This is a genomic window from Azomonas agilis, assembly GCF_007830255.1.
GTDB lineage: Bacteria > Pseudomonadota > Gammaproteobacteria > Pseudomonadales > Pseudomonadaceae > Azomonas > Azomonas agilis.
The window spans coordinates 232,264-256,892 of record NZ_VLKG01000003.1 but is presented as its reverse complement, the minus strand read 5'-3'; the positions used below and the strand labels follow the sequence as shown (position 1 = coordinate 256,892).

At 53.0% G+C, this 24,629-nt stretch carries 26 protein-coding genes; 14 read left to right on the top strand and 12 right to left on the bottom strand.

Going from position 1 to position 24,629, the window contains the following annotated elements; translation table 11 throughout:
- The 6 genes from LX59_RS05950 to polA form a co-directional block, all read right to left on the bottom strand.
- Complete coding sequence (locus LX59_RS05950) at window positions 1-645, bottom strand: glutathione S-transferase family protein (RefSeq protein ID WP_144570931.1); 645 nt, start codon at window positions 643-645, stop codon at window positions 1-3.
- On the bottom strand, window positions 642-1,010 hold the full coding sequence (locus tag LX59_RS05945; protein ID WP_144570930.1) for a hypothetical protein: 369 nt from the start codon (window positions 1,008-1,010) through the stop codon (window positions 642-644). The genes LX59_RS05950 and LX59_RS05945 overlap by 4 nt, the downstream gene beginning before the upstream one ends.
- Entirely contained in the window at window positions 1,007-1,369 is a 363-nt protein-coding gene (locus tag LX59_RS05940) for a NifB/NifX family molybdenum-iron cluster-binding protein (RefSeq protein WP_144570929.1), read from the bottom strand. The genes LX59_RS05945 and LX59_RS05940 overlap by 4 nt, the downstream gene beginning before the upstream one ends.
- A gap of 10 nt (window positions 1,370-1,379) precedes the next feature.
- The gene (locus LX59_RS05935; RefSeq protein WP_144570928.1) at window positions 1,380-2,156 is read right to left on the bottom strand and encodes an ankyrin repeat domain-containing protein; all 777 of its coding nucleotides are present in this window, start codon (window positions 2,154-2,156) and stop codon (window positions 1,380-1,382) included.
- Window positions 2,157-2,169: 13 nt separating this feature from the next.
- The gene (locus LX59_RS05930; RefSeq protein WP_144570927.1) at window positions 2,170-3,867 is read right to left on the bottom strand and encodes a SagB family peptide dehydrogenase; all 1,698 of its coding nucleotides are present in this window, start codon (window positions 3,865-3,867) and stop codon (window positions 2,170-2,172) included.
- 164 nt (window positions 3,868-4,031) lie between these two features.
- On the bottom strand, window positions 4,032-6,791 hold the full coding sequence (polA, locus tag LX59_RS05925) for a DNA polymerase I (protein WP_144570926.1): 2,760 nt from the start codon (window positions 6,789-6,791) through the stop codon (window positions 4,032-4,034).
- A 79-nt stretch (window positions 6,792-6,870) separates the two neighbouring features.
- Between polA and LX59_RS05920 the strand changes: the two genes are divergently transcribed.
- Together LX59_RS05920 and LX59_RS05915 are read left to right on the top strand one after the other, a co-directional pair.
- Window positions 6,871-7,158: a DUF2782 domain-containing protein gene (locus tag LX59_RS05920; RefSeq protein ID WP_425457477.1), complete on the top strand. Its 288-nt coding sequence runs from the start codon at window positions 6,871-6,873 to the stop codon at window positions 7,156-7,158.
- Between the two features lie 29 nt (window positions 7,159-7,187).
- The gene (locus tag LX59_RS05915; protein WP_144570924.1) at window positions 7,188-8,138 is read left to right on the top strand and encodes a homoserine kinase; all 951 of its coding nucleotides are present in this window, start codon (window positions 7,188-7,190) and stop codon (window positions 8,136-8,138) included.
- Window positions 8,139-8,162: 24 nt separating this feature from the next.
- Here the strand turns inward: LX59_RS05915 and LX59_RS05910 are convergent, their stop codons facing one another.
- Genes LX59_RS05910 through prlC form a run of 3 tightly spaced genes read right to left on the bottom strand, consistent with a single transcriptional unit; the run spans window position 8,163 to window position 11,002 of the window.
- On the bottom strand, window positions 8,163-8,642 hold the full coding sequence (locus LX59_RS05910; RefSeq protein ID WP_144570923.1) for a hypothetical protein: 480 nt from the start codon (window positions 8,640-8,642) through the stop codon (window positions 8,163-8,165).
- 57 nt (window positions 8,643-8,699) lie between these two features.
- Window positions 8,700-8,963, bottom strand: coding sequence for a YheV family putative zinc ribbon protein (locus tag LX59_RS05905; RefSeq protein WP_144570922.1), 264 nt, complete (start codon window positions 8,961-8,963; stop codon window positions 8,700-8,702).
- A complete protein-coding gene (prlC, locus tag LX59_RS05900) occupies window positions 8,960-11,002 on the bottom strand; it encodes an oligopeptidase A (RefSeq protein WP_144570921.1) in 2,043 nt (680 codons plus the stop codon). Before prlC ends, LX59_RS05905 begins: the two co-directional genes overlap by 4 nt.
- 144 nt (window positions 11,003-11,146) lie before the next feature.
- On the opposite strand from prlC, the gene LX59_RS05895 reads away from it, so the two are divergent.
- Entirely contained in the window at window positions 11,147-11,692 is a 546-nt protein-coding gene (locus LX59_RS05895) for a gamma carbonic anhydrase family protein (protein WP_144570920.1), read from the top strand.
- A 126-nt stretch (window positions 11,693-11,818) separates the two neighbouring features.
- On the opposite strand, the gene LX59_RS05890 is transcribed toward LX59_RS05895, so the two are convergent.
- On the bottom strand, window positions 11,819-12,637 hold the full coding sequence (locus LX59_RS05890; protein ID WP_144570919.1) for an amino acid kinase family protein: 819 nt from the start codon (window positions 12,635-12,637) through the stop codon (window positions 11,819-11,821).
- A gap of 11 nt (window positions 12,638-12,648) precedes the next feature.
- Window positions 12,649-13,461 carry an amino acid kinase family protein gene (locus LX59_RS05885; protein ID WP_144570918.1) on the bottom strand — a complete coding sequence of 271 codons (813 nt, stop codon included), beginning with the start codon at window positions 13,459-13,461 and terminating at the stop codon, window positions 12,649-12,651.
- 463 nt (window positions 13,462-13,924) lie between these two features.
- Here LX59_RS05885 and LX59_RS05880 point away from each other — a divergent pair, with 463 nt between their 5' ends.
- From LX59_RS05880 to LX59_RS05870, 3 genes are all read left to right on the top strand, one after another.
- Entirely contained in the window at window positions 13,925-15,073 is a 1,149-nt protein-coding gene (locus LX59_RS05880) for a tyrosine-type recombinase/integrase (protein ID WP_144570917.1), read from the top strand.
- 376 nt (window positions 15,074-15,449) lie between these two features.
- Window positions 15,450-15,665: a helix-turn-helix transcriptional regulator gene (locus tag LX59_RS05875; protein WP_144570916.1), complete on the top strand. Its 216-nt coding sequence runs from the start codon at window positions 15,450-15,452 to the stop codon at window positions 15,663-15,665.
- A 94-nt stretch (window positions 15,666-15,759) separates the two neighbouring features.
- Window positions 15,760-16,398: a KilA-N domain-containing protein gene (locus LX59_RS05870; protein ID WP_144570915.1), complete on the top strand. Its 639-nt coding sequence runs from the start codon at window positions 15,760-15,762 to the stop codon at window positions 16,396-16,398.
- 27 nt (window positions 16,399-16,425) lie between these two features.
- On the opposite strand, the gene LX59_RS05865 is transcribed toward LX59_RS05870, so the two are convergent.
- On the bottom strand, window positions 16,426-16,770 hold the full coding sequence (locus tag LX59_RS05865; RefSeq protein WP_144570914.1) for an HVO_A0114 family putative DNA-binding protein: 345 nt from the start codon (window positions 16,768-16,770) through the stop codon (window positions 16,426-16,428).
- Between the two features lie 343 nt (window positions 16,771-17,113).
- On the opposite strand from LX59_RS05865, the gene LX59_RS15580 reads away from it, so the two are divergent.
- The 8 genes from LX59_RS15580 (at window position 17,114) to LX59_RS05825 (ending at window position 24,319) form a co-directional block, all read left to right on the top strand.
- Window positions 17,114-17,287 carry a hypothetical protein gene (locus LX59_RS15580; protein ID WP_170234337.1) on the top strand — a complete coding sequence of 58 codons (174 nt, stop codon included), beginning with the start codon at window positions 17,114-17,116 and terminating at the stop codon, window positions 17,285-17,287.
- On the top strand, window positions 17,284-17,622 hold the full coding sequence (locus tag LX59_RS05860; protein ID WP_144570913.1) for a hypothetical protein: 339 nt from the start codon (window positions 17,284-17,286) through the stop codon (window positions 17,620-17,622). Before LX59_RS15580 ends, LX59_RS05860 begins: the two co-directional genes overlap by 4 nt.
- Window positions 17,623-18,857: 1,235 nt before the next feature.
- Entirely contained in the window at window positions 18,858-19,700 is an 843-nt protein-coding gene (locus LX59_RS05855; RefSeq protein ID WP_144570912.1) for an Arm DNA-binding domain-containing protein, read from the top strand.
- Window positions 19,619-20,191 carry a tyrosine-type recombinase/integrase gene (locus tag LX59_RS05850; protein WP_144570911.1) on the top strand — a complete coding sequence of 191 codons (573 nt, stop codon included), beginning with the start codon at window positions 19,619-19,621 and terminating at the stop codon, window positions 20,189-20,191. The genes LX59_RS05855 and LX59_RS05850 overlap by 82 nt, the downstream gene beginning before the upstream one ends.
- Window positions 20,192-20,194: 3 nt before the next feature.
- Window positions 20,195-20,872, top strand: a complete 678-nt coding sequence (locus LX59_RS05845; protein WP_144570910.1) for a hypothetical protein — start codon at window positions 20,195-20,197, stop codon at window positions 20,870-20,872.
- Between the two features lie 499 nt (window positions 20,873-21,371).
- Complete coding sequence (locus LX59_RS05835; protein WP_144570908.1) at window positions 21,372-22,298, top strand: toprim domain-containing protein; 927 nt, start codon at window positions 21,372-21,374, stop codon at window positions 22,296-22,298.
- Complete coding sequence (locus tag LX59_RS05830) at window positions 22,295-23,983, top strand: YfjI family protein (RefSeq protein WP_144570907.1); 1,689 nt, start codon at window positions 22,295-22,297, stop codon at window positions 23,981-23,983. Before LX59_RS05835 ends, LX59_RS05830 begins: the two co-directional genes overlap by 4 nt.
- On the top strand, window positions 23,984-24,319 hold the full coding sequence (locus LX59_RS05825) for a hypothetical protein (protein WP_144570906.1): 336 nt from the start codon (window positions 23,984-23,986) through the stop codon (window positions 24,317-24,319).
- Window positions 24,320-24,629 lie beyond the last annotated feature (310 nt).

Below are 24,629 nucleotides of genomic sequence, written 5' to 3'. Positions count from 1 at the left end.
TCAGTGCCTCCATGAGCGCAGTATTGAAGCATAACCCTCTTCAGTTAAGACTTGCCGTACCGGTGGACGTTCCAACAGACGTTTAAAGTGCTCTTGGCAGTTAGGAGGTAAGGGCACTTGAGTGTAATTGGCCCAAAACTCCACATAAAACAGCGCGGCATCGGCGATGCTGTAACGGTTGCCCACCAGATACTCTTGCCCCTCTAACCACTGATGCACTAAGGCAAAACCTTGGTCGATGATCTCGCGGCCTTGGGCCTGAATGGCTTGGTGTTCAGCGGGGTTAGCGCAGAATTTCTCGGTGGTGAAAATACGGGCAAAGCCCTGCCCGTGTAGGGTGTTGACCGCGTAGTTCATGCGCTCTAATACCTGCAGTTCAGCGTCTAAGCCGTCAGGTAATAGCGCGCGGCGGGGATAGGTGCGGGCTAGCCACCACGCAATGGACTGAAAATCAGTGAGGGCGATGCCGTCTTTACGCACCAAGCTAGGAATACTGGCTTTCGGGTTGATGGCCAGATACTCCGGCTTAAACTGATCGCCGGCCAATAGGTTCACGATATGAACCTCAAACAGCTCCCCCACTTCTTCGAGCAAAATATGGATACCGGTACTGCAGGAGCCGGGGGTCATGTAAAACTGGATCATTCGCTGTCCTCCAGATCCTGAGGGTCGAGCAAGCCTTGGGTGCGGATACGGGCTTTAAAGGTTTTCATGATCGGGCGGGAGATGATGGTTTCGGCCAATACCCGCTGCTCGTAAATGCTAAGTTTCTGGGGTTCGTCAGGCTGTGGGCCTACCTGTGCAATCAAGTCGCGCATGGAAGCAGGCAGGCGTTCGCCGGGCAGGTGGCTAATGCAGTCGTAGAGTAGGGCCATCACCACTTTTTCACTCGGCGGCATTTTGCATTTGCCGTCTAAGATCTTGAGTTTGACCGCTACAGCGCAGTCAATTTCGGTGGGATTGAGTGGGTATTCAGCGACCCAGTGCGCCACCTGCCCCGCGTCCTTCATGGCAAAGCTTCTCCCTTTTGTGTGCGTTGCACATAGTCCAACAGGGACTCGTCAATGGCTTCCCATGCGTAGTTGGAGACTGCCTGTACACCGATGGCGCGTAGCTTTTCTGCCGGACTGTCGCCGATTTTGGCCACAAAGACCGCGTGGCAGTCTTTAATGGCTTCCATAATACCGCTGAGGGCTCCTTGGTTGGCGCTGTTGCCGAGGCAGTAGTGATCCACTTCGCGCTGTTCCAGCAGGCGACAGCCTTCGGTGTTGACCTCATAGATCCAGAAGCGTTTGGCGTGGCCAAAATGCTCGCTAACGGCTTTGCCTTCCTGACTGGCCACCGCGAGTTTGACGGGAAGCTCCAGCATCTCAGTCTCCCTAAGCGGTGTGGCGCAGCAATTTGAGACAGGTAATAGAGGAAGCCAGCTCCACCGCGCGCATGTCGTCGAAGTTACGAATTTGCGGATCAGCCCCCGCGTCTAACAGCACTTTGAGCAGTTCGGGACGATCACTGGAGGCGGTGTACATCAGGGCCGTAGAGCCTGCATCGTTGCTGTTGTTTAGGTCGATACCGGCGGCGATTAAGTCTTGCACAATGCCTGCATCACGGGGTACGCAGGCCAACCAGAGGGCGTTATTGCCATCATCATTGCGGGCATGCACGTTCACCCCTAAGGCCAGTAGCTCTTGCACTAAGGGGCGTTTGCCTTGCAAGGATGCGCGCATCAAGGGGGTTAAGCCGTGTTGGCGCGGGGCATTGAGTTCAATGGGGTCAAAGTTCCAGCGTGCCAGAAAATCCATCAGTTCGGGGCTTAGGTGTGAGGCGTGGGTGTCTTTAATCGGCTCGCTCAGGGCACTGGCTAAAGGGCGATAACCGCCATCCACGCTGTATACCCGTTGGAAGTGAAAGTCGCTGAACATCTGGGCAAAGGTTTTGCTGGAGTTACCGTGGTAGCAATAAATCAGAACGGGGGCTTTCTTATCTAAGCGATTGAACCACAGGGGCAGGCGATCCTCAGCTAAATGCATGGAGCCTTCGAGGTGTTCTTGCTTGTAGCTGTGCAGATCGCGCACATCAAAAACGGTCAGGGTCTTGTCACGGCGGATTAGATCAGCGGCTTCGTGGGCCGACAGACATTGGTAGGCTTGGGTCATGTGGGTCTCATCATCAAGCGTCGTGGGTGGCAGACAGATCGTCCGTGTAGGCTGGTGTAGTTTCAATACGCGAATCCACAATGGGCAGCCCAAGGGTGAAATGATAAAGACTTTGCCAGCTCATCCCTTCCAATCCAACCAAGGTATGTACTGGGTCATCAAAGAAGCAACCGATGCCGGTTCCGCGAATCTGTTGGGCTTCGGCTTCTAAATACAGTAATTGGCCGATGAGTCCGGCCTCTCGATACAGGGCACGGTAGGCCGATGGGCCTTCTTGTTCTAGGGTAGTTGCAAAACGCACCAGCATGCCTAGGGTTAAACAGGAGCCGCCAGCGATGTCTTGATGGCAATGAGCACTGCGGCTTAAACGCTTAACGGCTAAGGGCTCGGTGGTCATCAGGCGCAGCAAGCCATCGAAACCGGGGACGGGTTCAGGTTGATACTGGTTGCTCAGATGCGGCTGTAAGTCAGCCCATAGATCAGGATGGCGCGGGATGAGGTAAATGCCCGGCTCTAAACCCTCGACGTTCATTACAAAGGCCAACAAAGCAATGCGCGGCGGATGACTCAACGTGTCCCAAGGTACAGAAGCGCTGGGCTGTAATCGAGCCAATAACACCCGAAAGCCCTCCGCCGATAAGACGTAATCAGGATCAAAACGCTGGGCGCTACGGCGTTGAATGATTAATTGCTGGATCGCTTGTTGGCCGACCAGCGGCAGGCTGTCTGGATATTGGGGCGGTAATTCAGCGGCCAACGGAGGGGTATCAAGGTACGGTTGATCCTCACTGCGGCTGGCCTGAGCGACGGCGGCCACTGGAGGCCATTGGTACATGGGGTAAGGATCAATGCTGGAGGCCACACCCTGCCACTGGGCTTGGTCGGCTAAAGCGCGTAGCTCCTGCGCATCCAGAGGCGTGGGCCTGTGTCCGTCCAGTCCAAGGGCTAATAGGATTTCGGCTTCCTCGCGTTCCGTTTCCGGATGGCGGCGGGCGGGAAATTCCTCTAGGCGATCGACACCCGTCAGGCGGGCAAGGGTTGCAGTGCCTAAATGGGTTTGTTCGGCCAACGTCCAACCTAAAGCCGCCGCCGCGTAGCGCAGAGCGCCTTGGGCGTGTCCGGTATCCAGTTGGCAGTAACGGAAGGCACGCTCCCCGTATTTCCACTGTTCACGCCACATCACCGAGGTCAAAATAACCGCCACCGAGGGGTGAGAGGTGGTTACGGAAGAATGCACAGCCCGTAACTCTAGCTGATGCTGTTCCGGTTCGTAGTGGTACAGGCCATCACTGAGGGCGGGAAAGCCCCGCACCAGCACATAGGCTTCTACGGGGTGCAAATTGCCGCTGGAAGGATTGGCGCGCACCGCCCAGCGATCCGGGCCATAGCTTTTCCACGCGGTAATACCTAAGGATAACTGCAACCAAGCGCCTAGGCTGTCCAAGCTGGGCTCAAGGGGGCTTTGCTGACCCAGTTGGGCAAAGGGGCGTTGCAAGGCGGCATACACTGGGGAATGGGTGGGGATTTCGGACAGACGGGGCAGGCGGACTACAAGAACCCCTTTGAAGTGCCGGAACGGCGCGGGCTGGGCATCCCAATCCAAGGTTTCCGGGCCTTTGGCATAGCCCTCAAAGCGGTGTTTGGTGCGCTGATGGTAGTCCTGAACCTGCACAACGAGGGCGTTCGGATCAGATTGGCTTGAGTCAGACATAGGCGGCTCATCTTGTGGACGAAGGCGTAATAATCGGCGGCCAGCAAAGATAAAGGTATCGCCTTTATCCCAACAAAGCCCGCATCATCCTCCCTCAGTCGGCTCAGGTCAGCCATTGGGGACAATCCGTCGCAGATTATCCCCACTGCCATGCCCCTAAGGATTCAGTGCGCTTGATCCCAGTTTAGGCCACAACCGGTTTCCACCACCAAGGGCACTCTGAGTTCAGCGGCGTGTGCCATACGCTCGGCCAACTCCTGTTGCACCTGTTCTGCTAAATCCTCCCGCACCTCCAGCACCAGCTCATCGTGGACTTGCAGGATTAAGCGTGCATCCAAACCGCTGCTGTGCAGCCACTGATCTACGGCGAGCATGGCGCGTTTGATGATGTCAGCGGCGGTGCCTTGCATGGGCGCGTTGATGGCGGTGCGTTCAGCGGCTTTGCGTTGGTTGGGGTTGCGGGCTTGGATTTCCGGCAGATACAGCCGCCGTCCGAACAGGGTTTCCACATAGCCTTGTTCGGCAGCTTGCAGGCGGGTTTGCTCCATGTAGCGCAATACGCCGGGATAGCGGGCAAAGTAGCGGTCGATGTAGTCCTGTGCCTCGGTGCGGCTGACGTCGATTTGCTTGGCCAAGCCAAAGGCGCTCATGCCGTAAATCAGCCCGAAGTTAATCGCCTTGGCGCGGCGGCGCTGTTCGCTGCTGACTTCTTCCAGCGCTACGCCAAACACTTCAGCGGCGGTGGCGCGGTGTACGTCCAGCCCATCCCGGAACGCGCGCAGTAAGCCTTCATCCTCAGCCAGATGAGCCATGATCCGCAGTTCAATCTGCGAGTAATCCGCCGAAACAATGCGATAGCCTTGGGGCGCAATAAAGGCTTGGCGAATGCGTCGCCCTTCAGCGGTACGGATGGGAATATTTTGCAGGTTTGGATCGCTGGAAGATAAGCGCCCCGTTGCTGTCACCGCTTGATGGTAGCGGGTATGCACGCGCCCGGTTTTGGGGTTGATCTGTTCGGGTAGGCGGTCGGTGTAGGTGTTCTTCAGCTTGCTCAGTTCGCGGTACTGCATCAGCACTCTGGGCAGCTCGCAACCCTGGTCGGCCAGATCGCTGAGTACATTTTCCGCCGTCGAGGGTTGGCCCTTGGGGGTTTTGGCCAGCACTGGATAGCCGAGCTTTTCGTACAGAATCGTTCCCAGTTGCTTGGGCGAGGCCAGATTAAAGGGCTCACCCGCCAGCTCGTGGGCTTGGGCTTCCAGTTCCAGCAGCTTTAAGCCTAATTCGTGGCTGTGCTGTTTCAGCAGCGCGGTGTCGATGTAGGCGCCGGTGCGCTCCATCCGCGCTAACACGGGCACTAGGGGCATTTCTAACTCGGTGAAGAGTTTAGTCAGCGCAGGTGTAGCCTCTAATTGCGGCCACAGATGCTGGTGCAGTTGCAGGGTGATGTCGGCATCTTCCGCCGCATAGGGGCCCGCTTGCTCTAAGGCGATTTGGTCGAAGGTTAGTTGCTTGCTGCCTTTGCCGGCGATGTCCTCGAAGGCAATGGTGGTGTGGCCGAGAAATTTCAGCGCCATGCTGTCCATATTGTGTTGGGTGGCGGTGGCGTTCAGCACATAGGATTCGAGCATGGTGTCGAACTGAATGCCCTGCATCTGGATGCCGTAGCGCCACAGCACGTTCATGTCGTATTTGCCGTGCTGGACGATCTTGGCTTGCTTGGGGTCTTCCAACAGCGGTTTGAGGGCCGCCAGCACGTGTTCTAAATCGAGCTGATCCGGTGCGCCCATATAGCGGTGGCTGAGGGGTACGTAGGCTGCTTCTCCCGCCTGAACTGCAAAGGAAACGCCGACTAACTCGGCTTGTTGGGCATCCAGTCCCGTGGTTTCGGTATCAAACGCAAAGCAGGGCGCTTGTTGCAGACGTTGTAGCCAGTCCTCAAATTCGGCTTGGGTTAGCAGGGTATGGTACCGGGCGCTGTTGGTTTGCGCGGGGGCGGTTTCGAGTTCGAGTGTGGGTTGCTCGGTTGAGGGCTGGGCCGGAGTTTCGGTGCTGTTCAGCAGCTCTTTAAGCCAGTTTTTAAACTCCAATTGCCGATACAGCTCAATCAGCGCCGCTTTATCCACAGGGGCTGGGATTAAGGCTTCGGGGCTGATCTCCAAAGCGACATCAGTTTTGATGGTCGCAAGCTGGTAGGAGAGGAAGGCTGCTTCTTTATGTTCGGCCAGTTTCGCGCCGAGGCTCTTTGCACCACGGATAGGTAGATCGGCTACCTGATCCAGATGTTTATACAGCCCCTGTAAACCGCCGTGAATGCCATTCAGCAGTGCCGTTGCGGTCTTCTCGCCCACACCGGGAACGCCGGGAATGTTGTCTGAGCTGTCGCCCATCAGTGCCAGATAATCGATGATCAGCTCTGGCCCAACGCCGAATTTGGCCTGTACGCCCTCTATGTCCAGGGTGCTGTTGGTCATGGTATTGACCAAGGTGACCTTGGGGCACACCAACTGAGCCATGTCTTTATCGCCAGTAGAAATCACTACCGGCTGTCCGGCATCGGCGTGGCGGCGGGCGAGGGTGCCGATCACATCATCGGCTTCCACGCCTTCCACACACAGCAAGGGCCAGCCTTGGGCGCGCACGCAGGCGTGTAAGGGCTCAATTTGGGCGCGTAAATCGTCCGGCATGGGTGGGCGATGGGATTTATAGCCCTCAAACAACGCATCGCGAAAGGTCGGGCCTTTGGCGTCAAACACCACCGCGAAGGGGCTTTCAGGGTACTGACGGCGCAGAGCCAACAGCATATTCATCACCCCACGCACGGCTCCGGTAGGTTGGCCGCTGGAGGTGCTCAAGGGCGGGAGGGCATGAAAGGCGCGATAGAGGTAGGACGAGCCGTCCACCAGAACAAGAGGAGTGGTGTGCATGATGAACAGGATCAACCTTTTCGATAGGGGCAGGTCTAAAATGAAGCTAACCAGACCGAATAAAGGATTTAAGGATACCATGAGCATTCGAGCCCTGATGTTAGCCAGCCTATTGGCTTGCTTGAGCCTGCCCTTACAGGCTCAAGAAATACGCGGCCCCAATGGTGAAGAGCCTGATGTAACCATCCGCGATGAAGGGGATCAGCGGGTTGAGGAATACCGGATCAACGGTATCCTCTACAGCATCAAAGTCACCCCCAAGGACGGCACGCCCTACTACATGGTGCGCTCGGATGAAGATGGCAACATGATCCGCGCCGATAAGCCGGAGTTTCGCATTCCTTCGTGGAAGATTTTTACTTGGTAATCCTGTATCCCTGAGCATTGAGGCCAAAGATGTCCGTTTTCACGCCGCTGGAACATACTGAATTAGAGGATTTCCTGAGCGCCTACGGACTGGGCCGCCTAAAAAACGTGCAAGCCACCCCAGATGGCACGGAAAACACCAATTTTTTCGTCAGCCTAGAGGCGGGCGAATACGTCCTGACCCTGATCGAGCGCGGACGGCCCGAAGAGCTGCCGTTTTTCATTGAGCTTTTAGAACGCTTGCATCAGGCTGGGCTTCCGGTTCCCTATGCACTGGCGGATCAGCAGGGGCAACGCATCCGCAGCTTGGCCGATAAGCCCGCCCTGTTGCAGCCGCGTTTACCCGGTCGTCATCCCCACCAAGCTGGCCCGCAACACTGTGCCGAGTTGGGGCAGTATTTGGCTCGTTTGCATCAATGCACCGCCGCACAGCCCATAGAGCATCCCACGGATCGCGGTTTGGTTTGGATGCAGCACGAGGGTCTGTTGCTGGCTCTGGCCTTACCCGAAGCGCAACAGGCGTTGCTCAAGCACACTCTGGAGGAGGTTCGGCAGTTCCAAGCCCATTGGGATCGTCTCCCACAGGCGAATCTGCACGCCGATTTATTCCGCGATAACGCCCTGTTCGAAGGGGCACATTTGACCGGAGTGATTGATTTCTACAGCGCCTGCTCCGGCCCCACGCTGTACGATCTGGCCATCTGCGTGAATGATTGGTGCTCTGATGAACAAGGGCAACTGGATACCGCTCGCACCCATGCTTTGCTCAATGCCTACGCCAGCATACGGCCCTTTAATGTCCATGAGGTTCAGGTGTGGCCCAGTATGTTGCGTATTGCCTGTGTGCGCTTTTGGATTTCTCGCCTATTGGCCGCCAAACAGCATGCGGGACGAGCGGTGCTGATTAAAGATCCGCTGGAGTTTTATCAGCGACTTAATGCCCGTCAACAGACTGTTCCCTCATTACCCTTGGATCTTTAGTTCTCATGATTTCATGAAAGAGGTTTAAGCATTTTTTCCTTCAAAGATGGGTTTTAGGTGATATTGGACTAGCGCTTCAAGCAAGCCTAGTGCAAATGGGTCGTCATTGTCTTTGATGAGAAACTCAATGCGGGACATATTATTTTTAATCCAATCCTGAATATTAGATTTGGATAAGAGGTCTATTTCCTGATGTTTTGCACTGGGATATTTTTCCTTAAGTTGTTCTTTGTGCTTCATTATTGATTTAGGAAGTGTGCTTGGGATTGTGTCATTCAAGTTGTAGTGATGAGAGCTCCACCTAGCTTTGCTTTTTTTGCCAGCCTTCCCAACTTTGAAACAGCAACCATCTTTTAAAAAAACATATACGCCACAATAACCCGTCTTTAGGGTTGTTGGATTGTGACTCTTGCCGCTTGGCATAAATTCGGCCTGCAGGTCTATTCCTGTTAATTCTTTGAATTCCGCTTTAATTCGGTCGATGTCGGCAGTCTTTTGGCTCAATTACCTATTCTCCAACCCCTGTTTAGGCTAAAGCGCAAACAGGGGTTACATTTGCCTTTAAGTTTTTGGCCTTAGCTCCACAAAGCGCAGGGTTTGCACGTTGGGGTCGATGGGCTTGGGCGGTGGGCTTAAACGGGTGTCCGGCTCTGTGGGCACTGGATTACCCTGCTCGTTAAAGGTGTCGGTATAACCGCAGGACACGCACTCACGGTGGGGTGTGCTGTCCTGAGTCCACATTTTGATACTGTCTTGTGCATTGCAGGAAGGGCACACCGCTCCGGCAATAAAACGCTTGATGATGACCACTGATATCTCGCTCATGCAGCCTCCGCAGTTAGACCTAAATGGCGTAGCAGCGCGTCAATGGATGGCTCACGGCCCCGGAACTGTACAAAGAGCACCATCGGCTCTTGGGAGCCTCCCTGAGCTAAAATGGCCTCACGGAAGGATCGCCCGGTTTCGGGGTTGAGCACGCCCTCTTCTTCAAAGCGCGAGAAGGCATCGGCAGACAGCACTTCAGCCCATTTATAGCTGTAGTATCCGGCCGCGTATCCCCCGGCGAAGATGTGGGAGAAGCTGTTGGGGAAACGGTTTTCTGCCGGCGGACGCATCACCGATACTTCATCCCGCACTTTTTCCAGCACCTCTAGGATACTCCGACCGTCTCCGTGGGTGGCATGTAGCTCAAAGTCGAACAGGGAGAACTCCAACTGACGCACCATCATCAGACCGGATTGGAAGTTTTTCGCCGCTAACATGCGCTCCAGTTTTTCAGCGGGCAAGGGTTCGCCACTTTGGTAGTGGCCAGAAATCAGGGCTAAACCTTCCGGTTCCCAACACCAGTTCTCCATAAATTGGCTGGGCAACTCCACCGCATCCCAAGCCACGCCGTTAATGCCTGAAGCCCCCGCATGTTCGATATAGGTCAGTAGGTGGTGCAAACCGTGGCCAAATTCGTGGAACAGGGTGGTTACTTCATCATGGGTCAGCAGGGCGGGTTGATCGCCCACCGCAGGGGTGAAGTTGCACACTAAATTGGCCACTGGGCTTTGCACATGCCCGTGGGCGGTACGGCGTTTATCACGAGCGCCATCCATCCACGCGCCGCCGCGCTTATGGGGGCGGGCATAGAGGTCGAAGAAGAAGCGGCCCAGCGATGTGCCCTGCTCTAAAATCTCAAACAGGCGTACATCGGGATGCCAAGATTCAAAGTCGTGCAGCTCGCGGATTTCGATGCCATACAGACGTTGCACGATGGCAAATAAGCCCGAAAGCACCTTGTCGATGGGGAACCACGCCCGCAGTTCTTCTTGATTGAGGTCGTAGCGGCTTTGGCGCAGTTTTTCTGAGAAATAACCAACATCCCAGCTTTTGAGGTCAGTTACCCCTTGCTCGGTGGCAAAGGCGCGTAACTCGGCCAGGTCGCGCTCGGCAAAGCCTTTGCTGCGTTGGGCTAGATCCTGTAGGAAGTGGGTCACTTGCTCCACGGATTCGGCCATTTTGGTGGCTAGAGAGAGTTCGGCGTAGTTGGCATAGCCCAGCAGTTGCGCCAGCTCTTGGCGCAAATCAAGGATTTCCAGCATCACTGGAGTGTTGTCAAACTGACCGGCATTCGGCCCTTGATCGGAGGCGCGAGTGGAGTAAGCGGTGTACAGCTCCTGGCGTAGAGCACGGTCATCAGCGTAGGTCATCACCGCGTAGTAACTGGGGAACTCCAGAGTGATTAACCAGCCTGCTAAGTCTTTGCCTTTGGCGGCTTGGGCCATTTGTGCCTTGGCTGAATCCGGTAAGCCCATCAGTTGGGATTCATCGGTGATATGGCGCGTCCAAGCTTGGGTGGCATCCAACACCTGATTGGAGAAGGTGCTGCCCAATTCCGACAGGCGCGCGCTGATGGCTCCAAAACGTTGTTGGCCTTCCTCTGGTAAGTCAATACCGGACAGGCGGAAGTCGCGCACCGTGTTTTTAAGAATGGTTTGCTGAGCGGTATCAAAGCCTATGGCCTCTGGGGATTGGGCAAGGGCTTGATAAGCATCAAACAGCGTCCGATTTTGGCCTAACTCCGTCCAATAAGCCGACAGCTTGGGCAAACAGGCTTCATAGGCGGTGCGTAATTCGGCACTGTTGCACACGGAGTTTAAGTGCCGCACGGGGCTCCATGCTTTGGAGAGGCGCTCGCCAATCTCATCTAAGGCAACCACTAACGAATCCCAAGTCATCTGGGAAGCCGGTTGGGTGAGGAGCTGGGTAATAGCCGCTCGGTTTTCGCTCAGAATCTGCTCAACGGCCGGCTCCACATGCTCCGGGCGAATGGCTGCATAGGGAGGTAAGTCGAAGTCTTGCAACAGGGGATTAGACATGCTCGGATTCACCTTCTCAAATAGGCCTAGTGCGGCATAGGGCGTGTATGCTGTTGCAACCACAACAGATACAGACAAAACCTACGCCTCTGTTGTCCCATCTTAAAACGAATCCTGTGTTATCGCAGCCAGAGAGGTTCTATCGTGCCCATTCGTTCTTATCATCATCACCGCCCAGAGTTAGGTGCCCGCGTTTTGGTGGATGAGTCTGCCGTCATCATTGGTGATGTGGTGCTCGGTGATGATTGCTCCGTTTGGCCCCATGTCAGTATTCGCGGCGATATGCACGCCATCCGCATTGGAGCGCGCACCAGCGTACAAGATGGCAGCGTGTTGCACATTACCCACGCCGGGCCTTATCAGCCAGAGGGTTGGCCTTTAACTATTGGTGAGGATGTCACCATCGGCCATAAGGTGGTATTGCACGGCTGCACCATTGGCAATCGCGTATTAGTGGGGATGGGCGCTATCGTTTTAGACGGCGCGGTGATTGAGGATGAGGTGATGATTGGCGCGGGTGCTCTAGTTCCGCCCGGTAAGAAGCTGGAAAGCGGATTTTTGTATGTGGGCAGTCCGGTAAAACAAGCGCGGCCCTTGAGTGAAAAAGAGCGCAGCTTCTTTTTATATTCAGCCAATAACTATGTGAAGTTAAAAGACAGTTATTTGGCCGACAGCGCTTCAGCTAAATAAATAGCATTTTGATCACCAACATATATTTTCCATAGTTCAATATTAAATTGAATACTTAAATAAAAAGCCCCTAACACTTTAGGGGCTTTTTATGGATAACGTGCTTACTGATTAACGCCGCTCGGTTTAGCCACGACCGGTACGGATCAGCGTACCCACATGCTCACCCCGCAGTGCAGCGGTCAGGCGGCCCGGAACCAAGCCATTTACTACCTGTACTCGTTCAATATTGCGCGCGGTGGCCATTACCTCAACCAAAGCACGGTCAAAGGGCAGCGGGCCTTTCATGCTGTTTAAGTCAGCGAGGCTGACTTCAGGTAAAAACTCAGCCTGAGCGCCATTAGCGCCGTTTGGATCGTCGGTGTATACACCATCAACGTCTTCTACGATGGTCAGGCCCGCAGCGCCTAAGGCATCAGCCAGCAGGAAGGCACCGGTATCCGCGCGGTGTGGCGGAATACGAGAGCCGGGAAATTCGTGGTGGTGGTAGGGTGGGAAGGCGCTACCCACAACGGCACGAGCGGCGGCCAAGTGAATGGCCAACTGGCTGGCGATGGTGGGGTGCTCAACGTAAGACACACCTTCAGCCGCTAACAAAGAGGCCAAAATATGACCGTTTTGACCGGCTTCGCTGGCGGCTAAGGGGGCTAAGGAACCCACAGGCAAACCTAAATCCAGACCTACGCTGTACAGATGCCGAGCCCGAATACCGGCCCCAGTCAAAATCAACATGCGGTGCTCAGGCAGCAACTTACGCAGCTCATCTACGACGGGCAGAATGGCACTGGGGCCGCGATCCATCAGGCGGCCACCAACCTTGACGATTTGCAACCAAGGCAGCAGACGAATAGGCTGAACACCTGCTACGGGGCGAGTCAAATCACCATCTTGCAGGGTTTGACGCGCGAGCGGTGAGGCAACGTGCTTGATCGTATTAGTAGTCATGGTTCTAAGCCTCAGTTCGCAGTGATGATGGTGCCAACATGCTCGCCCGCGAGGGCGCGGGTCAGATTACCCGGAACCAAGCCGTTAATAATCTGTACTTCGCGAATGTGCTGGGCGGCTTGTAAAAGATCCAGCACCGGGAACTCAAGGATAGAGTCGTGCAGTCCCTTAGCTTTCATCTCATCAACCGAGATTTTGGGGATGAAGGTCGCGTTGGTTGAAGTTTTGGGGTTGGCAGTGAATAAGCCGTCCTCATCCTTCACATAGATCATTTGCTTGCAGCCGAACTGCTCAGCCAACAGGAAGCAACCGGCATCGGTACGGTACGGAGGAATCACGCCTTCTGCCGCAGGACGCATCCAGAGTTTGAACGGAGGCATACCGCTGAACACTACGGCGTTCACCTCGGCCAAGGACAGAGGCACAGCGGATAAGCCAGCACCACCCACGAGCGGAATACCGTGTTTGGCCAGCAGTTGGCCCAGCATTGCAGCGTTTTGATCGGCTACGGAAGAGCCCAGTTGAGCGAGAACGCCCGCCGGTAAGCCCAATTCGGCAGCGATGGAGTACAGGTGACGCGCACGAGTACCTGCGCCTGTACCGATCAGCAGTTTATGGTTTTTGCGGGCAGCAACGATTTCGTCCATCAAAGGATAAACCGCAGACCGGCCCCGGTCGATTAAGCTCTGGCCACCGACTTTGATCACTGTTGCATCGGGCAGAATTCGAAAATCTGCGGCTTCGGCGGCTGCATCCAGAAGTTCAGGATCAGTCAGCGAGCGCTGCATGAGAAGCTCTTCGAGCTCTGCTGTTGACTTGGCCATGGGGAAAGTCCTTTGGTTGATGGTGTCACTATTCACCCTAGCAGTTCTTTTATGCAGAGCCATTTAAGGGGCTCAAAGGCGCTAGGCTAGATGAGATATGCCCGTATTTAGGCTTTTCGTGGCTAAAGACTAGGTAATAGCGCTCTATAGATACAACCACAGAATGCTCTTTTTTTTATATATAGATAACTATTAAAAATGGGTTTATGGCCACTATAGGCACCAAGAATCGAACTCGGGACCTACTGATTACAAGCGGCTTGTCCTGACGTTTCATAGAGCTTCACTAAGTTTCAATAAAAACACAAAACTCAATAAATACGCGGCTTACAGCCATATCGTTGTTTTACAGTGTTTCATAACGTACCTTTAGTTTTCGCGAGAAGTGGTACCCGAAGTGGTCTGGAAAACTAAAGGGAAGTTCTGATGAGCTCTGCTGCCAATACAGCCAAGATGGTGACCGATGCTCGTCTGCGAGCGCTCAAGTCTGGAGAAACCCTATCCGACTCCATACCAAGAGGCTGAGATTCAGCGACAACGCATAGAAGCCCAACGTCTTGCCGAGATCGAAGCCGCCCAAGGCACCTTTGGCGATCTGTTCCTTGATTACATTGAGTCACGCCGGACTAAAGCAACGCCCAGTGTGATTAAGGAGCTAGAACGACTGTATCGAACCAACATGCACCAGCCACACCCCAGCCTGATGGCCATGAAAGCGCGTGAGGTTCGTCCTGAGCATATCCTCAGCATCCTAGACCCCATATGGGAGCGTGGCTCCAAAGTACAGGCCGACCGAATGCGCTCCTTTCTGGTGGCGGCATTCAATCACGGCCTACGGGCTGAAAACGCTGTGGGTAGAGCTAATGCCAAACGCTACAGCTTAGAGAGCAATCCTGCTGCTGTAGTGGCTGTGGAAAAAGTCTCTGCCCCTGTTGAGCGGGCCTTATCTGATGCGGAGTTACGCCAATTTTGGGGAACCATTGAAGCGACTGATGGCGTTGGCCCCGTCATGGCTCTGCTGTTTAAGTTTGTGATTGCGACGGCTGGACAAAGGATATTCAACGTCTGTCAAACCACTTGGGAAGACTACGACCTGCAAGCCGGGACAGTGCGCCTAGTTCACCGAAAGGGGCGCAAGGATGCTGGTGCCGGAGGTAGTGAACGACCACACCTTGTCCCCTTATCAGCTCGGGCAATCGGTATCTTGGAGCAAGTAAAGGAAATCAATGGCCATTACCCTTGGCCTTGGACAACAACCGGCAAGCAGCACATTGTTGTCTCCAGCCCACGCCATGCCGTAGCTGATTGGTTAGCCTCCCCTCACGCAATCATGGATGGGAAACCTGTACCCAGCTTTTCACCACGAGACTTGCGCCGCACCTGTGCCCAGCTCATGCAACGGCACGGTGTCAGCGATAGCCTGTCCGACCTACTGCAAGCACATGGGCAAACCGGCGTGGTAGGTAAGCACTACCGTAATAATCCAGAGGCGGCTTTACCAGAGAAATGGCGGGCTATTGAACAGTTTGATTTGGCTTTAGAGCTGGTGCTGCAAAACAACGATGCTCGGCAGACTGATAAGGTTGTTCTGTTAGCGAATAGGAAAAGGTAAAAACCCCATAACAACCCGCTGAACCTCATGGAACATCTCCTGTGGAACAGGATTGAATCATTCTGAGATTAGTGGTTACATGCTGGCCATTGGTTTTGCTAAATGCAACGCCCTGAAATGCAAAAGCCCAGTGCTACCAACACCGGGCTTTAGATCGGGTAGACGCTACCAACATCTTGTTGCACCAGCAGAGCTAATACAACCCCGAGGGGAGAAGCTTTTAGAGGGGCTTCAGCAAGTGAACCAGTGGTTCACTCGTGACTAAACAGTAAAGGCGATCCTATATTCAGTCAACGCGTATGTTTATTTTTCTAAATATAGGCTGTTTGGTTACCTCCTCGGGTTCTTTTGCTTTTTTGCATAGGAACCAGCCCCTATGGCTCAAACAGCCACCTGCAACACCCCGCCTAACCTGCCGATCAACGGCACCTTTGCAACCACTGAACAGTTCTGCACTTACTATCAGATCAGCCGCACTACTTGGTGGCGCTGGTCTAGGACTGATGGTTTCCCTAAAGCCCTGCGCTTTGGCCGTTCAGTGCGCTGGCCTGCTGATGCTGTTGAGGCTTTCCTGAACCAACAGGGGGCTTAACCATGACTGTATTCACCATGCCGCTTAACTGCGGACGGGAAAGGTTTGCCCAGCACCAGCTCAATGCACCTACTGGTTACACTCAGGAGGCCGTATGACCACTAAAGTCATTCCCTTCGAGTACCAAGGCCAGCCCGTGCAATTCAGCACAGATGGCTGGATTAATGCCACAGAAGTGGCGAGTCGTTTTGGTAAGGAGCCCCATGAATGGTTACGGCTACCCGAAACAGTGACTTACCTAGAGGCTATGGCTAAATCCGGGAAAATCCCGGATTTAGTTAAAACACGCCGGGGACGAAATGGCGGTACTTGGCTTCACCCTAAATTAGCCGTGGCCTTTGCCCGCTGGTTATCGCCTGATTTTGCTGTCTGGTGTGATGAGCAAATTGACCACCTCATTCGAGGAGGTGGCCAGCAGTGGCAGCAAGCACGCTCTGATTTGTCGCTGGTGCATTCACTCCTGTGCGAAGCCGTGCAACAGCACTACGAGGTCCAAGGTAGAACAGCCCAGCAGCACCACTACGTCAACGAAAGCCGCCTCATTAATCGCGTCATTGCTCTGATGTTTGGAGCGCGTACCCGTGAGCAACTAACCCAAAATGAACTCAAGCAGGTAGCTCGGCTTGAGGCGCGGGATATTCAATTACTGGCCCAAGGCGTGAGCTACGAGAATCGAAAAATGGCTTTAACGGCCTTTGCTCAAAAGCAATTAGGAGGACAGCTGCATGGGTAGCCAGAACAGGGCTTTGCTGGTGCCCTATCAAGCAGCCCGTACCATAAAATCCACATGCACGGCATCGTATGGAAACTCAAGCTGGCCATCTGGTGTTTTCTCCAGTACGCCACAGTTCAGCAGCAATTGGGCATCGGTATGTACGCCTTTCACATCACGCCCAAGACGGCGGGCTAGCTCACGCAACGCCATAGGCCCAGTGCCGGTCATCGCTCGAATGACCTCCCAGCGCTTAGGGGTAAAGGTTTTCCACAACAGATCAATGCTTGGGAAGCTGATTACAGACTCTTGTGGTACACCCGTTTCTAAAGCCTCCAGAATACTGGCATCCGCTTCTTCAGGTGTGGCTAGGCAGATTTTTACGGTAGTCATATTAGGGGCTCCATTCTTGGCTCAGAGATACCTTAAAAGTTGTATAGCGGTACAACGGAGCATTGCCAATCCCTCCCACCCTCGCTACTCTGTGCCTGCCCTTGTGAAAACGACAGGGGTCGACCTTGGCCGGTCGGATAGGTATAGGCGCACCAGCGCCCCAAAGACCTTTGTAGGCGCTTTTTTTGTGCCCGCAATGCTCTGTTATGGCGGCTGTGCGTGGGACACCTTCGGGTGTGCCGGGTGCCTATACCCCCGGTCGGCCAACCCGCGTACAGTCGTCACCAATATTCGCTTGGCCGCGAATGGTGATGGCTCCCTTTTTGGTATAGGAGCTACACCCATGACACTACGTCATATCCTCAGCCTTAATCCGTCCAAAATTCGGGCAATCGCCCATCGGCGTATGGCCTTGGCTGCTTTACATGCCGACTCATCCCTTTCTACCCGCCTTAATCGCTACAACGACCACATGAGCAAGGCCCGTGAACTGGAAACCCAAGGGGGTGCTCAGTGAGTCGCCTTCGTGAGTTGCTGGTGGATTTGGAAAGCATTGCCCCTGTCTTTAGCACTACACCACTAACCTCTGAGCAAACCGAGCACCTAAAGCGCGTGGCACAGATCGCTGACAGCTATATGGGCACCCTAACTACGGGTGTCTCCGCTATTGGCTGGTGCATGGCCGCTGCTGCGGATAACAAAGACTTTGGCCTAGACGCTGATGAGCTGGTAAGCCTTAGCTGGCTACGCTGGCTACTCCAAGAGTTAGGTAGCCTCACTATGGTGATGAATGACCTCAGCCGGGGTGCTGAAGATCGTTTAAGTCTGGCCAAGAAAGGAGCCGCCCAATGAGCATTTCCCGTATCAAGACCACCAGCGGCTACCAGTCTGGAGCGTTGTTCAGATTTGAGCATCGGGCCAAAAAGCGTGGCTGTATTCACCAGTCTGGAACGATCCTCAAAAGTGAGGGTCGGACGGTAATGAGTGGATCTCCACCCGCTGGAGCAGTCCTCAGAAACGAGGAGCGGGACTAAGGCTCTGCATCGTATTACTCAAAGCAAAGGGTTTTCGGAGGCCATAAAAAAGGGAAGCTCAAACGCCTTGCTGGTGCCCTCCACGGTACTTAACCTTGGCTAACGGTGGGCCTGACCTAATCTGTCCATGCCCTTCCTTTATCGCCTAAAAATCACCCGCCGGTGTGTTGCAAAACACAGGGGGTTTGCAGGTAGTTTTGACGGTGCAAAACCCCATGCCACCGGCCCTACGCCTACTGCCCAGTCACTCAAAACTCTAAAGAAACATAAGGTGTTCACTGGTACTCGGATAACCCATTCAAATGCTTAAATTGATCTATTGCGCTCTATTGGAGTAATGAGCAATGTTCAGCGAAGTTATGCCATTTAGTGGCCTATAAGCGCTGAGATATGAGCTGTTTCCGCCTCATACTGCTAAAAGAGGGCCGCGCATTTTGTTAAGAAATGTCAAGGTCAAACGCTATTTCAAAGCGGGTGGTTTAAATAGATAGGCACCAGCAAATACTCACTCCTTTTGACCTAGGCAACAGAACGAATTTCGTCCTTTTACGGCTGTTTGCCTGTCAGCACTTGGCTCAGAAATCAAAGCCGGGATTTTTGAGGAGTTGAATCCAATCAAAGAGTTAAAGGACTCTTCTGCTGGTACGCAAAACATAGGTACGCAGCATGGTACGCACGGAAAAGCCTATTTCTGGGTGCGCACCCGATTGGCATTGGTGCTCAGTCTTGCTGGTGCTTAACTGAAAGCCAGTAACCGGGGTACCGTTTGAGAAGTGGTACTCGTAGTGGTACCCATTTTCCCCAAAAACGAAAAAGGCCCACATCGCTGTGAGCCTAAGTCGTTGTTTTGTATGGTGCCGGCACCAAGAATCGAACTCTTGAAATACTGATTACAAGCAGGTAGCTATTAGGTTTCCCATGTATTCAAGAAGCATCATCTAAACCACACTAATACCAGTAGATACAGTGGGCTTATCCACTTCATTGATTCCCCATGCTTCACAGTGTATCGTTCAAGCTCACCCATAAACGGGGACTGGAACGGGGACTTAAATGGGGGCAGGAAAGGACAAGAGGATTACTGACCTACAGGTTCGCAACCTCAAGCCAAACGAGAAGCTATCAGAGCCCGCAGACCGAGAACAAAAGAAAGGTTTTGGAACCCTGCTGTTCAAATGCACTCCATCTGGAGTCATTGAGGGGTATTACCGGCAGCGGATTGATGGAAAAGACATCACCCTAAAACTGGGAGTCTACAAAGCCGACCGCAATGGCGCGGGCATGACCGTTGCCCAGATTCGAACCAAGGCAAACGAGTACGCTAGCATCGCTACTGAGCATAAAAACGTGAAGGATTACGTTCGGCAATTAGCGGCTGAAAAAACCTTAAAGCAAGCAGAAGCCCAACGCTTAATGGAAATAGAAGCTTCTCGTGGAACCTTCAAAGACCTATTCCTTGATTACATTGACTCACGTCGAGGCAAGGCCGCAGAACGTACAGTCAAGGAGCTTGAGCGCATCTATCTGGTGGATATGCTGGATACCCACCCATCTATCATGGCTTTGAAGGCGAGGGATGTTCAAAAAAGTCATATTCTGGAAATTCTCAACCCAGTCTGGGAGCGTGGAGCCAAGGTTCAAGCAGACCATTTGCGCTCATACCTGTCTGCTGCCTTTAGTCACGGGCTAAAGTCTGAGAATACTGTGGGTAGAAGCAACGCCAAGACATACAGTCTTGAAATCAACCCTGCGGCTAGTGTGGACATTGAAAAGGTATCAGCCCCTATTGAGCGGGCGCTTTCCAATATCGAGTTTTGCTATTCAAGTTCGTCATTGCCAGTGGCGGGCAACGGATTTTCAATATCTGTCAGACCACTTGGGATGATTACGACTTAGAGGCCGGTACTGTACGTCTGGTGCACCGCAAAGGCCGGGGTGGTCAGTCAATGGAGCGTCCGCATTTAGTGCCGTTGACTGGGAGAGCATTGTCCATATTGGAGGATGTTCGCGCCTTGAATGGCTGTTACACATGGCCTTGGACTACCACAGGTAAGGCTCACATTGTGGTCAGTAGCCCGAATCATGCCGTTAAGGATTGGCTCAAATCCAAATATGCACTGATTGCTGATAACTCCATTCCCCCATTCTCCCCCCGCGACCTTCGCAGAACATGCGCTCAACTGATGCAGCGTCATGGTGTTAGCGACCAACTATCAGACCTTTTGCAAGCTCATGGTCAAACAGGCGTGGCAAACAAGCATTACCGCAATAATCCAGAAGCGGCTTTGCCTGAGAAGTGGAGAGCTATTGGGCTATTTGACCAGGCATTGGAAGCTGCTCTGACTGGAGTAATGCCTACTAATAACGTCCGTAGATTGAGGGAATAAGCGATGCACTCAGATAACTTTAGAGGAGCAGTGCTAGAGCCTGATATCAATGATTTAGAGGGGATGCTATCTCGCTATAAATTTTGGGTTAAGCATCCTCCGAATATTATGCCCTCTGATATCCGCGCCTTTGCAGAGGATCAAAAACGTAGACGCAATATAAGAGGGGATATCTTTGACCCAAAGGTCATTAAAGCCTTGAGCAAAGGGGTTATTCGAGATAAAGGGCGCGTCCCCGAAAAATACTCAGACCCAGACCGGGGAATGACCGTATTTCTGCTCTGGTACCACTACCACTTGGATGAAGAATTTAACAAAAAATCAAAACAAATTAACGAGCCCCAGTACGACAATCGAGCAAAGGAGGTCGCTGATAGCATTCGTTCTAAGTATAAAAAACTGAAACAGCACCAGCCTGACCTTCAATTCAAAGTTCCAAATGCTAGACAAGCACACGACTTGATAAAGGATTTCGAATCAAACGGTTTTTGCTCAATCCCAGATGGCTGCACTGATGCTGCTAGGAGAGATATTGACGAGGAGAACTTTAATGCAGCGAAAGTTTATGCCCTCTATGTTTTAGATGGTCTGGGTAAGACGCACGATGAAATAGAGCAAATGAAATTGGATAAGGCTGTTGAAATCCTGAATTTTTGGTATGGGCAAAAGTCCCCAGATTGAGAGCCACTAATCAAAGAGGCATATTCAGGATGGGACTTTATGTGGCTGTATATAAATACAGTGCATTTGTTTGCACTAAAAATGCTGGGCATACCTAGGCACCATGACGCTTCACATTGATTGATGAGGTGTCATACGGCTTTGAATACTCAATTCCTCCCACAAAAGGCTCTCTGTGAGCGCTATCAAATTTCCCGCCCTACATGGTGGCGCTGGTCACAGAAGCCCGGCTTCCCCAAGCCACTACGGTTCGGGCGAACAGTACGCTGGAACCCTGAAGCAGTAGACGCTTTTCTAGCCCAACAAAGTGAGCTGGCCTAATGCCTGCTCTCAAAAAGAAAAAGGCCATTCCCGCCACAGGAACAGCCTTCAAAGACGGCCCTGACAGAACAGGGCTTAACACAAAGCACTATATCGGAGTGCCTATGAATCTTAACTGCTCTACCCCCGTTAAGCCTAGCCCTGTGACGTTAATCACCAGCATAAACAGAGGCTAACCATGACCAAATTTAAAAACCCTGCTTTGGCGGGGACGGGATCGGCTTACCCTGAAAAAGAGGAATGGGCCTTTAAAGCCGCACTAGAAGCTATCCATGGCTCACTGGATTTTGGGCCTATAGCTGATGGCAAGTTGCACCGTTTCCATATCCCCGGTGATAAGCCCGGTACGCTCAATGGTTGGTATGTGCAGTATCTGGACGGTATTGCATCAGGAGCCTTTGGGAGCTGGAAAACAGGCCAGACTCATACTTGGAGCAGTCGCCAGCCGTTTGACCCCATCGAGGCTGAGTTAGTCTGCCAGCGTATGGAGCAAGCCAAAGCCCAACGCTATGCCGAACAACAGCAGCGACACCAACAGGCGGCTGATAAAGCCCACCAAATACGGCAAGGGGCATTACCGGCTAATCCTAGCCATACCTATCTGGTGGCCAAGGGTGTAGAGCCCCACGACCTACGCCAGAACAGGCAATCTTTGCTGGTGCCTTTATACGCCAAAGGTCAATTGGTGAATGTGCAATTTATCCAACCCGATGGAAGCAAACGGTTCTTGAGTGGTGGACAGGTCAAAGGCTGTTATTCACCTTTGGGCCAGATTCAAGCCGGTAAACCCCTTTATATCGCTGAAGGTTGGGCAACAGGAGCCACCTTGCACCAGCACACGGGATGCCCCGTAGCTTGTGCCCTGAATGCAGGCAACCTACTCCCCGTAGGCGAGGCGTTAAGGGCTCAGTATCCCAATCTGGAGTTAATCCTTGCCGGTGATGATGACCGCCAGACCGAAGGCAATCCGGGGCGCTCCAAGGCCATAGCAGCCGCTAACCATTTGGGCTGTTCAGTAGTGTTCCCCGCATGGCCTGCTGATGCCCCTCTAAACCTTTCTGATTTTAATGATCTAAGCCGCTGGATAGCTGGGGGTGCTGTGTGACTGATTTAAACCTGCCTATGGATGTTATCCAACCAGAACCGCCTCAGCCGTTAATCACTGACCAGTTAGCACCCCAAGCCCCTTTTCCTGTAGCTGCTCTGGGCAGGATTCTAGCCCCTGCTGCCCAAGCAATTGCTGAAGGGGTACAAGTTCCGCTCAGTATGGCTGCCGGTTCTGTTTTAGCCGCTGCTGCACTACCTGCTCAGGGACATGCCAATATTCTTATAGATGGGCGGCTTATTCCTATCTCTGTATTTTTTATCAGTATCGCACCCTCTGGACAGCGGAAAAGTGCTGCCGATGATGTGGCACTCAAAGCCCATAAGAAATACCAAAAAAAGCTCTTTGCCCAATATAAAGAGGACTTCGAGAAGTACAAAGACGAAAAAGACACTTATGACCGAGCCCGTGAAGCGTTACTAAGACAGATCAAAGGAGGTGAGGGAGTCGAGCCTATTAAGGCTGAGTTGGCAGCTCTTGAGCGTCCTATTCCTCCCTTGCAACCCTATATTCTGGTAGATGACCCCACTATTGATGCACTGCTTAAAGCATTGCTGTTTGGGCAATCGAGTATGGGGCTTTTTTCTGGTGAGGGCGCTGTAATTTTTGGCGGGCACTCCATGAAGCCAGAGAACCTAGCGCGCACAGTAGCGGCCCTTTCATTGCGCTGGGATGGGGCGGTATTAACTCGAAACCGCGTAGGGGACAACGAGAGTTCAATCCGATACGGATGCAGACTCACAGTCTATATACAGATACAGCCTGTTATAGCTAAGGAAGTGCTGGCTAACTCCATCATGCAGGGCCAAGGGTTTCTAGCTCGCTTTTTGATTTCATGGCCTGAAAGCCTTGCTGGAACTCGCCTTTATCGCCAGATAAACCTTAGCACTGATCCTCGTATGCTTGGGTATTGGCAACGTATGACTCAGCTACTAGAGCAAACGCCTCAACCTGAAAACGGGGAAGATGAACCGCCTAGACAACAATTAAAGCTGACTCCAGAGGCCCAAGCCTTGTGGATTGCTGAGTACAACCGCATTGAAGGCCAGTTGGGGCGCTTGGGGGACTTGTCAGACATTGAGGCATGGGGCTCCAAGGCCGCAGAACAGATACTTCGGATTGCAGGTGTGCTAGCTGTTACAGATGGCCATAGCTCCATAGGAGCTGATGTGATGGATTGTGCCATAGAGCTTGGGCGCTGGTATCTGGGGGAGGCACTGCGCCTATGCCATCCCACCCAGCAAGACCCCGACCTAGTGGCCGCCCAAAAGCTTATTGATTGGTTGCACTCCAAAGGCTGGACTGAGTTTGACTGCAATAAGCTGGGTAAGTCCGGCCCAAGCTTTGTCCGCTCATCCAAGCAGCGTGACAAATTGCTGGCAATTTTGCACAAAGCTCGCCATTTGATGAGCGAGGACGGCAAGAATTTCAGAATTAACCCTCTGAGTGTTGCGGACTCTGCGGATTTTGCGGAAGCCCAGCAAATACGGGCCTTTCCACTTGCGGAAGATTTGCGGATGACTGCGGAAGATTTGCGGAAATCCCAAACATCCGCAGAAAATCCGCAAGCTTCCGCAAAACATCCGCAACCTGAAACCCGCGTAAATACTGAGCTCCCGCAGAATCCGCAATTTCCGCAAAGTTTTGAGAGTGAAAATCCACAACCTGATATAGAGGCTATCTAATTGACTGCCCTTACCCAGCTCATTGGTAAGGGCTTCGAGGTTGGTGCTGATGGGGACAAAATCCTTATCAGTCCCGCCGCGAAACTGACCGACGAAACCCGCCAATGGATTCATAACCACCGTTCTGAACTGCTGGCTGAACTGAAACGCCCCACAATACCACCCCATGCCTTGCTGGTGCGTGTCGCCAATCTGCTGGGGTGTTCGGGGGACTATCTATTGGAGCAAGGCTTGCTTGAGCCCTGTGACTTGGAAGAACAGGCCCATACTGACCCGCTAGTTATTGCTGAGGGGATACACCTAGACCCAAGATGGATTCATGGGAGGCTGTCCTAACGCGGCCTTTTTTATGGGTCTTTATTAGCCCCATAGCGCAACGATCTACCTTTAACCAATACCAACCCACAGGGTACAAGCTAAACGCGCGATGAGTGTGGGCTTATAGTGAGGAGCGGAGCACGTAATAGTCGCCCTTGCACAATAAAAGCCCTCACGCTTTAGGCGCTCAATATCGCCTAGCCATCTATTACATACGTTTTAGTTAATCGTTCAGCAAAAGCAGATCAAAAGCCTTTTTTAATCTGTAGAGCAACAACCCCTTAAAACTACGCACTCCATAATTGAATATATTATACAGGGGCTAAAA